We start from the raw sequence: 15,032 nt of genomic DNA, 5'->3' as shown, positions 1-15,032 counted from the left end.
GGCCTACATCTTCGAGATGTCGATGACGAAGCGGTAGCGGACGTCGCTGGCCAGGACGCGCTCGTAGGCTTCGTTGATGTAGTCGGGCTCGATGAGCTCGATTTCCGGCGTCACGCCGTGCTCGGCGCAGAAGTCCAGCATCTCCTGGGTCTCGGCGATGCCGCCGATGTTTGACCCGGACAGGCTGCGGCGCGCCAGCGCCAGCGAGAAGGCGCCCACCTCCATCGGGTGCTCGGGAATGCCCAATTCGACGAGCGTGCCGTCGACGTCGAGCAGGCTCAGGTAGTCGTTGAGGTTCAGGTTCGCCGAGACTGTGTTCAGGATCAGGTCAAAGCCGTTGCGCAATTTCTTGAAGGTCTCGCGCTCGGCGGTGGCGTAGTAATGCGTGGCGCCCAGCCGCAAGCCGTCCTCCATCTTCTTCAGCGACTGCGACAGCACCGTCACCTCGGCGCCCATCGCCGCGCCGAGCTTGACGCCCATGTGGCCCAACCCGCCCAGGCCGATGATCGCCAGGCGGGTGCCCTCGCCGGCTTTCCAGTGCCGCAGCGGCGAGAACAGGGTGATGCCCGCGCACAGCAGCGGCGCCGCCTTATCCAGGGGCAGCGCGTCGGGGATGCGCAAGACGAAGTTTTCGTCGACGACGACCGCCTGGCTGTAGCCGCCCTGCGTCGTCGTCCCGTCCTTGTCGGTGGCGTTGTAGGTGAAGACGGTTCCCCGGCTGCAGTACTGCTCGAGGCCGGCCTCACAGCTGCTGCACCGGCCGCAGGAGTTCACCATGCAGCCGACGCCGACGCGGTCACCCACCTTGTGCTTGGTGACCTCGGACCCGACGGCGGTCACCACGCCGGCGATCTCGTGGCCCACCACCAGCGGGTACCGGGGGATGCCCCATTCGGCCTTCGCCGTGTGGATGTCGGAGTGGCAGATCCCGGCGAACTTGATGTCGATGGCGACGTCATGCGGCCCCGGGTCGCGCCGCTCGATGGTGGTCTTGGTCAGCGGTGCCGTCGGCGAGGTGGCCGCATACGCCGAAACTGTGCTCATTGAAAATCCCTCTTCGATTCGATACGTCATCAATTCGATACGTCAGACAAGAACTTTAGCTAAGGTAATAGTTATTCCGCCACGTGATGTTCGTCGGGCGGGCCGTCAGTTGATCGGGGCGTTCACCAGGCGTAGGTCGTCGACGATGCCCCGGGCCGCGATCAGGCCCTCGCCGGTCTGCCATATCTCGTCGTTGACGACGTAGACGCGATTGTCGCGGTTGGCGGACAGCCTGCGCCACGGGTCGCTGTCCAGGATCGTGGCGGCCCGGTCGGCGGCGCCCGGCGTGGCGCAGGACACATACACCACGTCGGCGTCGGCGATCGACAGGTCAGGATTTTTCGCCAGGTCCGCGTCGTTCGCCGCGATCTCGACGTAGGGCTTGTCGGTGAACCGCTGGGCGGCCGGCCGGTCCACGCCGACCGCGCCGAGCACGCTGGCCGGGAAGTTGTTGGCGCCGTACACCCGGATCGTGCCGGTTGTCAGCTGCACGATCGACGCCTGGTAGTGGGAGGCGTCATGCCGCGCGCCGATGTCGGAGGCCCGCTGCGAAAACCCGCCGAGCAACGCGTTGGCCGCGCCGCCGCGGCCGGTGGCGGCGCCGACGGCGCGCAGGTTGTCCTGCCACGCAGCGCCCGGCGCCGCCGTGAACACCGTCGGCGCGATCGCGTTCAGCTGCGGGTACAGCGCGGGCGTCAGCCCCTGCGACCCCAGGATCAGATCGGGGTGGGCGGCCGTGATCGCCTTCAGGTCCGGATGGGAGCGGGTGCCGACCCCCGGCACGCCGTGCATCGCACCGCCCAGGTAGGCGGGCTGACTCGATGACCCGTCCGGCAGCGCCGCGCCGACCACCCGCGACTGCAGGCCCAGCGCACACAGCGTGTCGAGCTGGTCGCCGGAGAGCGCCACGATGCGCTGCGGGTCGGCGGGCACCTGCACGACGTTCGGGTCCACACCCGCGGCGTTGCGGACCGGCCGCTTCGACGAGCCGGGATCGGCCTCGGCGGCGTCGCGCGCACAGGAGTCGTCGGGGCGGCGGTCGTTTCCGAGCACGCCGGCGCCGGCGATCTGGGTGGTGGGGGTGACCAGGGAACGTCCCGGCGCCCGGCCGGCGGGGGCGTCGGATCCGCATCCGCCGCTGGCCAGGACCAGCGCCGCCGTCACCCCGGTCGTCGCGGCCAGCCGGGCGGGTCCCCCGTTCGCGCCGAACAACACGCGTCAGACGCTAACATCCGGCCAGCGTGGCGATCGCGAGCGCGGCGGAGCCGGGCGACGCGGGTCGCCACGATCCGACCCCGCCCGCCGCCACGATCCGACCCCGCCCGCCGCCACGATCCGACCCCGCCCGCCGCCACGATCCGACCCCGCCCGCCGCCCCATCGACGGGCCCGCCGCACCGGTGAGCCGTTTACGACAGTTTGTAGGACCAGCCCTGACGTCGTCATGATCGACGGCTAAGATTCCACTCGATACCGATTACTTTTGGGCCAGTGTCCGATCTGGATGTTTGGAGAAGCTGTTGACAGCCGAAGCGCCCCCCTTGGGAGAACTCGAGGCCGTTCGTCCGTACCCGGACCGGATGGGCCCGAAGGGGAACCTGGTCTACAAACTGATCACCACGACCGATCACAAGATGATCGGCATCATGTACACGGTCACCTGCTTCGCCTTCTTCTTCATCGGCGGGCTGATGGCGTTGCTGATGCGCACCGAACTGGCCGCTCCCGGGCTGCAGTTCCTGTCGAACGAGCAGTTCAACCAGCTGTTCACCATGCACGGCACGATCATGCTGCTGCTGTACGCCACACCGGTGGTGTTCGGCTTTGCCAACCTGGTGCTGCCGTTGCAGATCGGTGCGCCCGACGTGGCCTTCCCGCGGCTGAACGCCTTCTCGTACTGGCTGTTCCTGTTCGGTGGCCTGATCGCCGCGTCCGGCTTCATCGTCCCGGGCGGGGCGGCCGACTTCGGCTGGACCGCGTACACGCCGCTGTCTGACGCGGTGCACTCACCCGGTGCCGGCGGAGACCTGTGGATCACCGGTCTGATCGTCGCCGGTCTGGGCACCATCCTGGGTGCGGTCAACATGATCACCACCGTGGTGTGCATGCGCGCCCCCGGCATGACGATGTTCCGGATGCCGATCTTCACGTGGAACATCCTGGTCACGTCGATCCTCATCCTGATCGCGTTCCCGATCCTGACCGCGGCGCTGTTCGGGCTGGCCGCCGACCGACATCTGGGTGCCCACGTCTACGACGCCGCCAATGGCGGAGTGTTGCTGTGGCAACACCTGTTCTGGTTCTTCGGCCATCCCGAGGTGTACATCATCGCGCTGCCGTTCTTCGGCATCGTCACCGAGATCTTCCCGGTGTTCTCGCGCAAGCCCGTCTTCGGCTACACCACCCTGGTGTACGCCACCCTGTCGATCGCGGCGCTGTCGGTCGCGGTGTGGGCGCACCACATGTTCGCCACCGGAGCCGTTCTGCTGCCGTTCTTCTCGTTCATGACCTACCTGATCGCCGTGCCGACCGGAATCAAATTCTTCAACTGGATCGGCACGATGTGGAAGGGGCAGATCACCTTCGAGACGCCGATGCTGTTCTCGGTCGGCTTCCTCATCACCTTCCTGCTCGGCGGCCTGACCGGTGTGCTGCTGGCCAGCCCGCCGCTGGACTTCCATGTGACCGACAGCTATTTCGTGGTGGCACACTTCCACTACGTGCTGTTCGGCACCATCGTGTTCGCCACCTACGCCGGCATCTACTTCTGGTTCCCGAAGATGACCGGACGGCTGCTCGACGAGCGCCTGGGCAAGCTGCACTTCTGGCTGACCTTCATCGGGTTCCACACCACCTTCCTGGTGCAGCACTGGCTGGGCGACCTGGGCATGCCGCGCCGCTATGCCGACTACCTGCCCAGCGACGGGTTCCAGCCGTACAACATCGTCTCGACGGTCGGCGCCTTCATCCTGGGCGCATCGATGTTCCCGTTCGTCTGGAACGTCTTCAAGAGCTGGCGTTACGGCGAGGTCGTCACGGTCGACGACCCGTGGGGCTACGGCAACTCGCTCGAGTGGGCGACCAGCTGCCCGCCGCCGCGGCACAACTTCACCGAGCTGCCCCGAATCCGTTCGGAGCGCCCGGCATTCGAGTTGCACTACCCGCACATGGTGGAACGGCTGCGCGCCGAGGCACACGTGGGACGCCACGCGACGGCTCTCGAATCGCCGAAGGGCTTCGGTCCGCGGACCGAGGCCGATCGTTCGACTCCCGAGCAGTAGCGGGCCGTCGGGAGTGAACTCGCCACCCAAGGTGTCGGTGCTGATCACCGTCACCGGCGTGGATCAACCGGGCGTGACGGCGACGCTCTTCGAGGCCTTGTCACGACACGGGGTCGAGCTGCTCAACGTCGAACAGGTGGTGATCCGGCGCCGCCTGACGCTGGGCGTGCTGGTGTGCTGCCCGGTCGAGGTCGCCGACGGCGCGCAGTTGCGCGAGGATGTCGAATCGGCCATCCACCAGGTGGGCCTCGAGGTCAGCATCGAGCGCAGCGACGACGTCCCGATCATGAGGGAACCCTCCACCCACACCATCTTCGTGCTGGGCCGGCCCATCACCGCCGGCGCGTTCGGCGCGGTGGCCCGGGAGGTGGCCGGCCTTGGCGTCAACATCGATCTGATCCGCGGGGTCTCCGACTATCCGGTGATCGGCCTCGAGTTGCGGGTGTCGGTGCCGCCGGGCGCGGACGGATCGCTGCGGACCGCCCTGAACCGGGTGTCCCGCGAGGAACAGGTCGATGTGGCGGTCCAGGACTACAGCCTGGAACGACGATCTAAGCGGCTCATCGTCTTTGACGTCGACTCGACGCTGGTGCAGGGCGAGGTCATCGAGATGCTGGCCGCCCGCGCGGGCGCGGAGGGCAAGGTCGCGGCGATCACGGACGCCGCGATGCGCGGCGAGCTGGACTTCGCGCAGTCGCTCGAGCAGCGGGTGGCGACGCTGGCGGGCCTGCCCGCCAGCGTGATCGACGAGGTCGCCGGGGCTTTGGAGCTGATGCCCGGCGCCCGCACCACGCTGCGGACCCTGCGGCGCCTCGGTTACGCCTGCGGCGTGGTGTCCGGCGGATTCCGTCGCATCATCGAGCCGCTGGCCGAGGAGCTGATGCTGGACTATGTCGCGGCCAACGAGCTCGAGATCGTCGACGGCGCGCTGACCGGCCGTGTGATCGGACCGATCATCGATCGGGCCGGAAAGGCTTCGGCGCTAAGGGAATTCGCCGAACAGGTCGGGGTGCCGATGGCCCAGACCGTTGCGGTGGGCGACGGCGCCAACGACATCGACATGCTGGCCGCGGCCGGGCTGGGCATCGCGTTCAACGCCAAGCCGGCGCTGCGCGAGGTCGCCGACGCGTCGCTGAGCCACCCCTACCTGGACACGGTGTTGTTCCTGCTGGGCGTCACGCGCGGCGAAATCGAGGCCGCCGACGCGGTCCACGGCGAGGTCCGCCGCGTGGAGATCCCGCCCGGGTAATTCCGGCCGGCCGCGCGGCGACCCGGCACGTGTTCGGGCGTCGCGGTACGGCACGATGGTCGGGTGTCGGAGAACGGAAGCCGGAGGTGACACCCGGGGATTCGGGTGCAGCCGACCACAACAGCGACGCGGCCGACCCCGATCTGCTGCTCGACTTCAGGCAGGTGTCGCTGCGACGCGGCGGCAACGTCTTGGTCGGGCCGGTGGATTGGGCGGTAGAACTCGACGAACGCTGGGTGATCATCGGGCCCAACGGGGCCGGTAAGACCTCGCTGCTGCGGATCGCCGGGGCGGCCGAACATCCTTCGTCCGGCGTGGCTTTCGTGCTCGGCGAGCGCCTGGGCCGGGTCGACGTGAGCGAGTTGCGGTCCCGGATCGGGCTCAGCTCCGCGGCCTTGGCGCAGCGAATACCCACCGACGAGGTGGTGCGCGATCTGGTGGTGTCGGCCAGCTATGCGGTGCTGGGCAGGTGGCGGGAGAGCTACGACGACGTCGACTACCGGCGTGCGCTCGACATGCTCGAGAGCCTGGGCGCTGAGCACCTCGCGGACCGTCCCTACGGAACGCTGTCTGAAGGTGAGCGCAAGCGGGTGCTGATTGCCCGCGCGCTGATGACCGACCCCGAGCTGCTGCTGCTCGACGAGCCCGCCGCCGGCCTGGACCTGGGCGGCCGCGAGGAGTTGGTCGCCCGGTTGGCCGACCTGGCGGCCGACCCCGACGCGCCCGCCCTGGTGTTGGTCACCCACCACGTCGAGGAGATCCCACCCGGGTTCAGTCACTGCATGCTGCTCTCGGAAGCCGAGGTGGTGGCCGCGGGGCTGCTGACCGACGTGCTGACCGCCGAGAACCTGTCCACCGCGTTCGGCCAGGCGATCGCGCTCGACATCGTCGACGGGCGCTACTTCGCGCGGCGAGTTCGCACCCGCGCTGCCCACCGGAGGAGGCAGGAATGACCCCGAGCCCCGAGCCGCTGCCGACCCGACCGGCCGCCACCGTGATGCTGGTCCGCGACGTGCCCGGCGGCTTGAAGATCTTCCTGATGCGCCGCCACTCGAAGATGGAGTTCGCCCCGGGCGTCATCGTGTTTCCCGGCGGCGGCGTCGACGACCGCGATCGCAACGCCGATATCGCGTGGGCCGGCCCGCCGCCGCAGTGGTGGGCGCAGCGGTTCGGCATCGAGCCCGACTTGGCCGCGGCGCTGGTGTGCGCGGCGGCCCGGGAGACGTTCGAGGAGTCGGGGGTCTTGTTCGCCGGTCCGGCCGACGATCCGGATTCAATCGTGCGCGATGCCTCGGTCTACGCCGATGCCCGCCGCGCCCTGGCCGACCGGACGCTGTCGTTCGCCGACTTCCTGCGCACCGAAAACCTGGTGCTGCGCTCCGACCTGCTGCGGCCGTGGGCCAACTGGGTCACGCCCGAGGCCGAGCGGACCCGCCGCTACGACACCTATTTCTTCGTGGCCGCCCTGCCCGAGGGCCAGCGCGCCGACGGCGAGAACACCGAATCCGACCGCGCCGGCTGGGCGTTGCCGCAGGACGCCATCGACGACTTCGAGGCCGGTCGCAACATCCTGCTGCCGCCGACCTGGACGCAGCTGGACTCGCTGGCCGGGCGAAGCGTCGCCGATGTGCTGGCGGTGGAGCGCCAGATTGTGACGGTGCAGCCTCTTCTCGAAAAGCGAGGCGACAACTGGGTTTTCGAGTTCTTCGATTCCGACCGTTACCACCGGGCGCGGGAAGCGGGCGGTTCCATGAAGTGGCCATTGTGAGCGCACGGGTGAGCGAGTTCGTCAGCGTGGTGGTCAGCGACGGCTCGCGGGATGCCGGGCTGGCCATGTTGCTGCTGTCGCGCCCCCCGACCAACGCGATGACCCGCCAGGTCTATCGGGAGATCATCACGGCCGCAGAGGATTTGGGCCGGCGCGACGACGTCGCCGTGGTCATTCTCTTCGGGGGCCACGAGATCTTCTCCGCGGGCGACGACATGCCCGAGCTGAGGACGCTGCGGGGGCGGGAGGCGGACAGCGTGGCACGGGTCCGGCAGGAGGCCGTCGACGCCGTGGCGGGGATCCCCAAGCCGACCGTCGCCGCGATCACCGGATACGCGCTGGGCGCCGGGCTCACGCTGGCCCTGGCCGCCGACTGGCGGATCAGCGGGGACAACGTGAAGTTCGGCGCGACCGAAATCCTGGCCGGCCTGGTGCCCGCCGGCGATGCGCTGGCCCGCCTGACCCGGGCGGCCGGCGCGAGCAAGGCCAAGGAGCTGGTGTTCAGCGGCCGGTTCATCGACGCCGAGGAAGCCCAGACGCTGGGCCTGATCGACGAAATGGTGGCGCCCGACGACGTCTACGACGCCGCCGCCGCCTGGGCGCGCCGCTTTCTGGACGGCCCGCGGCAGGCGCTGGCCGCCGCCAAAGCCGGAATCAACGCCGCCCTCTGACCGCGATGCCGACCTCGGGCAGCCCGGTCGCTACGGCGAGGTGTTCTACCGCTGGTCAGGGCGGTGGCGACGGGGCGGCTCCCGCGGGCCGTTAGGCTTCCCTGCATGACCAGTTCGACCGACGCCGTTCCGACGCCCCATGCCACCGCCGAACAGGTGGAAGCCGCCCGGCACGACAGCAAGCTGGCCCAGGTGCTCTACCACGACTGGGAAGCCGAGACGTACGACGACAAGTGGTCGATCTCCTACGATCAGCGCTGCATCGACTATGCCCGGGGCCGCTTCGACGCGATCGTGCCCGACGAGGTGCGGCGCGAGCTGCCCTACGACCGCGCGCTCGAATTAGGCTGCGGCACAGGGTTTTTCCTGCTCAATCTGATCCAGTCCGGGGTGGCGCGCCGCGGATCGGTGACGGACCTTTCGCCGGGCATGGTCAAGGTCGCCACCCGCAACGGCCAGTCGCTGGGCCTCGACATCGACGGCCGGGTCGCCGACGCCGAGGGCATCCCGTACGAGGACAACACCTTCGACCTGGTCGTCGGGCACGCGGTGCTGCACCACATTCCCGACGTGGAGCTGTCGCTGCGCGAGGTGATCCGGGTGCTGCGCCCGGGCGGCCGGTTCGTCTTCGCCGGCGAGCCGACCAGCGCGGGCGATGTGTACGCCCGCGAGCTGTCTACCCTGACCTGGCGTATCGCCACCAACGTCACCAGGCTGCCCGGTCTGGGCGGCTGGCGGCGCCCGCAAGCCGAGCTCGACGAATCCTCGCGGGCCGCGGCGCTGGAGGCGATCGTCGACCTGCACACCTTCACCCCGGGTGACCTGGAGCGGATGGCGGTCAACGCCGGCGCCCGCGACGTGCGGACCGTCAGCGAAGAGTTGACCGCCGCGATGTTCGGCTGGCCGGTGCGCACCTTCGAGGCTTCGGTGCCGCCCGGGCGCCTGGGCTGGGGCTGGGCGAAATTCGCGTTCCACGGCTGGAAGACGCTGAGCTGGGTGGACGCCAACGTGTGGCGCCGCGTGGTCCCGAAGGGCTGGTTCTACAACGTGATGGTCACCGGGGTCAAACCCTCCTGAACCAAGCCGGTCGAGGCCTGTGCTTCAGCACGGACGACGTCAGCTACCTGCGGTCGCAAGCCGGTGCCGCGGCGCTGGCGACCGTTGCCGAGCTCGAACTGACGGACGCCACGCGGGTCGCCGACGTCGGCGCGGTGCGCGCCCGATTCGGAGACCGGACGGCCGTACTGGTGGAGACGACGCTGCTGCGCCGGCGCGCCTTTGAAAAACTCGAAAAACTCGGTGACGTGTCGGACTGGCTGTTCACCGATGAGGCGCTGCAGCAGGCGACCGCGGCGCCGGTGGCCGTGCACCGGGCGGCGCGGCTGGCCGGTGGCGGCAGCGGCGTCGTCGTGCACGACGTGACCTGTTCGATCGGCACCGAACTCGCCGCGCTGAGGGGCCGGGGGATAGCCGCGGTGGGCAGCGATATCGATCCGGTGCGGCTGGCGATGGCGCGGCACAACGTGGGCGAATCGGCCTGGATCTGCCGCGCCGATGCGCTGCGCCCGGTCACCCGCGACGCCGTGCTCGTGGTGGATCCGGCTCGGCGCACCGAGGGCCGGCGACGGCTGCGCATCGACGACTACCAGCCCGCCCTTGGCTCGCTGCTGGACGCCTACCGCGGCCGGGACTTCGTCGTAAAGTGCGCTCCCGGAATCGATTTCGAGCAGATACGCGGACTCGGTTTCGACGGGGAGATCGAGGTGACTTCCTTTCGGGGCTCCGTCCGCGAGGCATGCCTGTGGTCGGGCGGACTCGCGCACCCCGGCGTGGGTCGGCGGGCCAACCTGCTGGATCGCGGCGAGCGGCTCACCGACACCGACCCCGACGACTGCCCGGTGGGCCCGGTCGGGCAATGGATCGTGGACCCGGACGGCGCCGTGGTGCGCGCGGGGCTGGTGCGCCACTACGGGGCGCGGCACGGACTGTGGCAGCTCGACCCCGCCATCGCCTACCTCTCCGGCGATCGGCTGCCGGCGGCGGACCGCGGGTTCGAGGTGCTCGAGCAGCTGGTCTTCGACGAACGCCGGCTCTGCCAGGCGCTGGCGGCGCGGGACTGCGGGTCGCTGGAGGTCCTGGTGCGCGGGGTTCGGGTGGACCCGGACGCGTTGCGCAAGCGGATGCGGCTGCGCGGGAGCCGGTCGCTGTCGGTGGTCGTCACCCGCATCGGTGCACGCAACGCCGGCCGCGCGATGGCGTTCATTTGCCTACCCTCCCGGTAGCGCCGGGTACGCTGGCGGCGTCACGTCCGCGGGTCACCGGCCCTGGCGAGTTTGCGAGGACACTTCCACGATGCGTTATCTGATAGCCGCTGCGCTGGTCACGGCGGTGGTCTCGGTGGGCTGGCCGGCCACGGCCGCGCCGCCGTCGTGTGCGGGCCTGGGCGGCAGCGTCGAAGCGGGCCAGATGTGCCATATCCAGGCCGGCGGCCCCAACTACACGCTCAACATGAGCTTTCCCGCCGACTATCCCGACGCGCAGGCGATGGCCGACTACATCACCCAGAACCGGGACGGCTTCGTCGCCGTCGCGCAGAGTTCCGGGGGGCGCGACCGGCCGTACCAACTCGAAGCCACCACCGAGCAGCGCAACGCCGGGCAGCCGCCGCACAACACCCGCAGCGTCGTGCTCAAGTTCTTCCAGGATGTCGGCGGAGCGCACTCGTCGACCTGGTACAAGGCGTTCAACTACGACCTCGGCACCAAGCAGCCCATCACGTTCGACAATCTGTTCGCCCCCGGCACCGCGCCGCTGGACGCCATCTTCCCGATCGTGCAACGCGACCTGGAACGCCAAACCCCCTTGGGCGCCGCACTTTTGCCGTCGACGGGCCATGATCCCACGCACTATCAGAACTTCGCCATCACCGACGATCAGCTGATCTTCTACTTCGCTCCGGGCGAGATGCTGCCGGCGTTCGCCGGTCCGTTGCAGTCCCAGGTGCCGCGCAACGCCATCCCGCCGCTGGCGATATAGCCTTGCGGGCGCGGCCTGGCTCTGCGCAGCGGCTCAGACCGGTCCGGCCTGCAACTCCATCGCGACGGCGGCGAGCACCAGCGCCACCTGAGCGACGCAACCGATCAGCGGGACGAGAAAGGCCCGCCGTTTCCGGCGCACCAGGAGGTACCCGGCGACCCCGATGTCGGCGACCAACAGGGCGGCGCCGCCCCAGGTGCCCAACGTCATGGCCCGGTCGATCCAGGCGGGATCGCCGCACTTCTGGTAGCCGCAGGGGTCGGTGCTCATCACCAGCAGGCCCAGCAGCGCGAAGCTGGCCGCGTACAGGACGCCGTGGACGACCAGCAGGACGGCCGTCGCCACGGTGCCTGCGGCACCGAGTGGGCTTGCTGTGGTGTTGGTGGTCGCGGCGGCGGGCGCCGCGGGCTCGTTGATCGGCACTCCAGAGGTATGTCCCGGTCAGGCCGGCGCGAAACCGTAAACCTGGCCGTCGCTGGTGGCCGCCACCACCCGGCGGTCGGTGCCCACCGACACCCCGACCGGGTACCCGGTGGCCGCCGGCATCGGGTAGCTGGCCAGCGTGCGGCCGCTGCCCGGGTCGAAGACCAGCAGCGCCATGCCGGGCGCGCCGTCCGCCGGTGGCCCGCCGGCCACCGTGTATCCGACGCCGGTACCGGCCAGGCTCGACGACGACAGGGGCAGGACGTCATCGCGGCGCCACACCTGATCGGCGTGATCGCCTGCATCCTTGAACGCCGCCAGCCTGGTGTTGGGCCCGCCGCCGGCCACGATCAGACCCTGCGGGGTGACGGCGGGCGGCGTCTGCGCCAGGAACCCCAGCTGCACCGACCATTTCACCTTCGCGTCGGCCGCGCGCAGCGCCCACAGCCGCTGGTCGCGGCCGTTGACGTAGACCGTCGAACCGTCGGCCGACAGCACCGGGCTGGCGAGGACGCCGGCGCCCACGGCGTCGCTGGTCCATTCGCGGGTCAGCAGCGGGGTCTGCCCGGGGTGGTACTTCAGCCCCACCAGGCCCGCGGCCGCGGCACCGGGCTGCCAGACGCCGAGCACCACCATCCCGTTGGCGGGGGAGAAGGCGGGCGCCGCCGCGACGGGGCAACCGGGCCGCGCCTGCGCACAGTCGGCCAGCCCGCGTGTGGCGTCGGTGGGGTCGACGCCGTCGACCAGGTCGACCGGGCTGCCGGCGACCTGACCGCGGTGGGAGTCGAAGACCAGCACCTGGCCGAGGTGCGTGGCCACGAGCAGCTCGCCGTGCCCCAGGAACCGCGGCGTGGTGGGCATGCCGATCACCGGCTGACGCCACCGGGTCCACTGGGTCACCGGGAACGACAAGATCGCCCCCGGCTGGCCGACGTAGAGGTTGTCGAATCCGTCGAGCAGGGGGCCGCCGAAGCCGCCGCCCTGGACCAGCCGCACGCACCAGCGCTGCCGCCCGTTATCGTTGTTCTCCCATTCCATCAGCGAGCATCCCGCCGAGGTCTGGGCGTTGAAGGCCAGATAGCCGCGCGGGCTCAGCGCCGGCCCGGCGCCCAGAGTGCCCTTCACCGAACGGGTCCACTGCAGCGAAAGCTTGTCGGCGCCGCCGGTGGTGGTGTAACTGCTGTTGGCGGCGTCGGCATACTGCGCCGGCCAGCCCTGCGCGGCCGAGGCGTCGACCCACGGGTCGGTATTGCCGCAGGCGGCGAGCACGAGCGGCGGCACGGCCGCCAGCACCACGGACGACCAACGCCGGAGCCCACTGACGAGTTGTCGGGCAAGCACCTTCGGTTTCCCAAATCCTTCTTGCGGGGCGGGCCGCTCGCGGGCAGACCCGGCCGTTCGGGGGCAATCGAGTACAGGTGAGGGTAACCCGTGGCGGTTCGCGCGCCGGTAATCGATCGAGTTAGGCTGTCCGGCCATGACGAGCATGTGGGGTGCCCCGATCCATCGCCGCTGGCGTGGATCGAACCTCCGGGACCCGCGCCAGGCCAAGTTCCTCACGCTGGCCTCGCTGAAATGGGTGCTGCGCAACCGCGCGTACACGCCGTGGTATCTGGTGCGCTATTGGCGGCTGCTGAAATTCAAGCTGGCCAACCCGCACATCATCACGCGCGGCATGGTGTTCCTCGGCAAGGGTGTGGAGATCCACGCGACGCCCGAGCTGGCGCAGCTCGAGATCGGCCGGTGGGTGCACATCGGCGACAAGAACACCATCCGCGCGCACGAGGGCTCGCTGCGGTTCGGCGACAAGGTGGTGCTGGGTCGCGACAACGTCATCAACGCCTACCTCGACGTCGAACTCGGTGACTCGATGTTGATGGCCGACTGGTGTTACGTGTGCGATTTCGACCACCGGATGGACGACATCAACATGCCGATCAAGGACCAGGGCATCGTCAAGTCGCCGGTGCGGATCGGCCCGGACACCTGGGTGGGGGTGAAGGTCTCGGTGTTACGGGGCACGTCCGTCGGGCGGGGTTGCGTGCTGGGGTCTCACGCGGTGGTCCGCGGCGTGATCCCGGACTACTCGATCGCGGTCGGAGCGCCGGCCAAGGTGGTCAAGAACCGCCAGCTCGCCTGGGAGAGTTCGGCCGCGCAACGCGCCGAGCTGGCCGCGGCGCTGGCCGACATCGAACGCAAGAAGGCCGCCCACTAGCTCGGTCAGATGTTCTGGTAGCGCCGCAGCGCCTCGGCGCGCTCGGCGGCATGGTCGACCAGGGGCTCGGGGTAGCCGTCCGGCCGCCGGCCCTTGCGCAGGTGCGCGTCGTCGGCCGAGCGCAGTTCGGGCACCCAGCGCCGGATGTAGTCGCCCGCCGGATCGAACTTCTCGCCCTGCGTGATCGGGTTGAACACGCGGAAGTAAGGCGCGGCGTCGGTACCGCAGCCCGCACACCACTGCCAGCCGTGCTGATTGTTCGCCATGTCGCCGTCGACCAGCTGGTCCAAGAACCATTCGGCGCCCCACTGCCACGGCAGATGCAGATCCTTGACCAGAAACGAGGCCACGATCATCCGCACCCGGTTGTGCATGAAACCGGTGTCGCGCAGCTGACGCATCCCGGCGTCGACGACCGGAAAACCGGTCTCGCCGGCTTTCCACGCCTCGAAGCGCCGTTTGGCCTCGGCCCCGGTGTCGGTCGCAATGTTGTCGAAATCGCCGTTCCAATTGCGCCAGGTGCTGGCCGGCCAGTGGTGCAGCACGTCGGCGTAGAAATCGCGAAAAGCCAACTCCCGCAGGAAGGCCTGCGCCCCGCCGCTGCGCAGGTCCAGGTCGACGACCAGGGTGCGCGGATGAATGGCGCCGAACTTCAGGTGCGCCGACATGCGGCTGGTTCCGTGCAGGTCGGGCCGGTTGCGGTCGTCGGCGTAGCTGCGTAATCCGTTGTCGACGAACGACTTCCACTGCTTGCGGGCCGCCGCCTCGCCCGCGGCCACCTCAAGGGTGGGCCCGGGGTCGGGGATCTCGCACTGCTTGATGCGCAGCTGTGCCGGATCCAGCCAGCGCGCGGACTTCGCGTTCGACTTCGCCGGTTCGCGCCAGCCCGACTTGCGCCACTGGCGCAGAAACGGGGTGAACACTTTGTAGGGTGAGCCGTCCGGCTTGGTGACGCGCCCGGGCGAGACCAGATAGGGCGACCCCGTCGCCACCAGCGGGACCGAGTCCAGCGCCGCGCGCACCCACTCGTCACGGCGCTTGCCGAACGGCGCGAAGTCCTCGGAGATGTGCACCGAGGAGGCGTCGATTTCCTGGACGATGCGCGGAATCTGGGTGTGCGGCTGCCCGCGGGTGATCAGCAGCCGGCCGTCGAGATCGTCGCGCAACCGCCGCAGCGCATCACCCAGATACTGCAGCCGGCGTTGTCCCGACGACCCCTCCAGGCGTGGATCGAGCACGAAACAGGCGAGCACCTCCTCGTTCTCGGCCGCGGCGACGAGCGCCGGATGGTCACGCAACCGCAGATCGCGGCGAAACCACAACAGTGCCGGCATGATTCGAGGTCC

Annotated in this window: 13 protein-coding genes and 1 pseudogene; 9 read left to right on the top strand and 5 right to left on the bottom strand. The window is 69.5% G+C overall.

Features of this window, described 5'->3' with window-relative positions:
* Window positions 1–3: 3 nt before the first annotated feature.
* Together OQ789_RS07430 and OQ789_RS07425 are read right to left on the bottom strand one after the other, a co-directional pair.
* Window positions 4–1,044, bottom strand: a complete 1,041-nt coding sequence (locus tag OQ789_RS07430) for an NAD(P)-dependent alcohol dehydrogenase (protein WP_324684595.1) — start codon at window positions 1,042–1,044, stop codon at window positions 4–6.
* A 105-nt stretch (window positions 1,045–1,149) separates the two neighbouring features.
* Window positions 1,150–2,259 carry an iron-siderophore ABC transporter substrate-binding protein gene (locus OQ789_RS07425; RefSeq protein WP_324684593.1) on the bottom strand — a complete coding sequence of 370 codons (1,110 nt, stop codon included), beginning with the start codon at window positions 2,257–2,259 and terminating at the stop codon, window positions 1,150–1,152.
* A 304-nt stretch (window positions 2,260–2,563) separates the two neighbouring features.
* Between OQ789_RS07425 and ctaD the strand changes: the two genes are divergently transcribed.
* From ctaD to OQ789_RS07385, 8 genes and pseudogenes are all read left to right on the top strand, one after another.
* Window positions 2,564–4,324 carry a cytochrome c oxidase subunit I gene (ctaD, locus tag OQ789_RS07420; RefSeq protein ID WP_324684591.1) on the top strand — a complete coding sequence of 587 codons (1,761 nt, stop codon included), beginning with the start codon at window positions 2,564–2,566 and terminating at the stop codon, window positions 4,322–4,324.
* Between the two features lie 13 nt (window positions 4,325–4,337).
* Window positions 4,338–5,573 (top strand): phosphoserine phosphatase SerB, encoded by a 1,236-nt coding sequence (gene serB / locus OQ789_RS07415; protein WP_324684590.1) that lies wholly within the window; start codon window positions 4,338–4,340, stop codon window positions 5,571–5,573.
* An 86-nt stretch (window positions 5,574–5,659) separates the two neighbouring features.
* Window positions 5,660–6,526, top strand: coding sequence for an ABC transporter ATP-binding protein (locus tag OQ789_RS07410; protein WP_324684588.1), 867 nt, complete (start codon window positions 5,660–5,662; stop codon window positions 6,524–6,526).
* A complete protein-coding gene (locus tag OQ789_RS07405; protein ID WP_324684586.1) occupies window positions 6,523–7,341 on the top strand; it encodes an NUDIX hydrolase in 819 nt (272 codons plus the stop codon). Before OQ789_RS07410 ends, OQ789_RS07405 begins: the two co-directional genes overlap by 4 nt.
* A gap of 8 nt (window positions 7,342–7,349) precedes the next feature.
* Window positions 7,350–8,107: pseudogene (locus OQ789_RS07400) on the top strand (enoyl-CoA hydratase).
* 10 nt (window positions 8,108–8,117) lie between these two features.
* Entirely contained in the window at window positions 8,118–9,089 is a 972-nt protein-coding gene (locus OQ789_RS07395; protein WP_324684584.1) for a class I SAM-dependent methyltransferase, read from the top strand.
* Between the two features lie 17 nt (window positions 9,090–9,106).
* Entirely contained in the window at window positions 9,107–10,294 is a 1,188-nt protein-coding gene (locus OQ789_RS07390; RefSeq protein ID WP_324684692.1) for a THUMP-like domain-containing protein, read from the top strand.
* Between the two features lie 70 nt (window positions 10,295–10,364).
* The gene (locus tag OQ789_RS07385) at window positions 10,365–11,048 is read left to right on the top strand and encodes an esterase (RefSeq protein ID WP_324684582.1); all 684 of its coding nucleotides are present in this window, start codon (window positions 10,365–10,367) and stop codon (window positions 11,046–11,048) included.
* A gap of 33 nt (window positions 11,049–11,081) precedes the next feature.
* On the opposite strand, the gene OQ789_RS07380 is transcribed toward OQ789_RS07385, so the two are convergent.
* The gene (locus tag OQ789_RS07380; protein WP_324684580.1) at window positions 11,082–11,471 is read right to left on the bottom strand and encodes a hypothetical protein; all 390 of its coding nucleotides are present in this window, start codon (window positions 11,469–11,471) and stop codon (window positions 11,082–11,084) included.
* 18 nt (window positions 11,472–11,489) lie between these two features.
* Complete coding sequence (locus tag OQ789_RS07375) at window positions 11,490–12,767, bottom strand: PQQ-binding-like beta-propeller repeat protein (protein WP_324684691.1); 1,278 nt, start codon at window positions 12,765–12,767, stop codon at window positions 11,490–11,492.
* A gap of 181 nt (window positions 12,768–12,948) precedes the next feature.
* On the opposite strand from OQ789_RS07375, the gene OQ789_RS07370 reads away from it, so the two are divergent.
* Entirely contained in the window at window positions 12,949–13,686 is a 738-nt protein-coding gene (locus tag OQ789_RS07370; protein WP_324684578.1) for an acetyltransferase, read from the top strand.
* A 5-nt stretch (window positions 13,687–13,691) separates the two neighbouring features.
* On the opposite strand, the gene OQ789_RS07365 is transcribed toward OQ789_RS07370, so the two are convergent.
* Complete coding sequence (locus OQ789_RS07365; protein WP_324684576.1) at window positions 13,692–15,020, bottom strand: deoxyribodipyrimidine photo-lyase; 1,329 nt, start codon at window positions 15,018–15,020, stop codon at window positions 13,692–13,694.
* Window positions 15,021–15,032: the final 12 nt, after the last annotated feature.

It is taken from the genome of Mycobacterium sp. 94-17 (assembly GCF_035617725.1).
Lineage (GTDB): Bacteria > Actinomycetota > Actinomycetes > Mycobacteriales > Mycobacteriaceae > Mycobacterium.
Note: the sequence above shows the minus strand (reverse complement) of the source record. Positions and strands in the feature narration are given on the sequence as shown.

Excerpts from the sequence above, each read along its gene's own strand:
- OQ789_RS07365 (WP_324684576.1), bottom strand. The coding sequence starts at position 15,020 with ATGCCGGCACTGTTGTGGTTTCGCCGCGATCTGCGGTTGCGTGACCAT.
- OQ789_RS07395 (WP_324684584.1), top strand. The coding sequence starts at position 8,118 with ATGACCAGTTCGACCGACGCCGTTCCGACGCCCCATGCCACCGCCGAA.
- OQ789_RS07385 (WP_324684582.1), top strand. The coding sequence starts at position 10,365 with ATGCGTTATCTGATAGCCGCTGCGCTGGTCACGGCGGTGGTCTCGGTG.
- OQ789_RS07405 (WP_324684586.1), top strand. The coding sequence starts at position 6,523 with ATGACCCCGAGCCCCGAGCCGCTGCCGACCCGACCGGCCGCCACCGTG.
- OQ789_RS07370 (WP_324684578.1), top strand. The coding sequence starts at position 12,949 with ATGACGAGCATGTGGGGTGCCCCGATCCATCGCCGCTGGCGTGGATCG.
- OQ789_RS07430 (WP_324684595.1), bottom strand. The coding sequence starts at position 1,044 with ATGAGCACAGTTTCGGCGTATGCGGCCACCTCGCCGACGGCACCGCTG.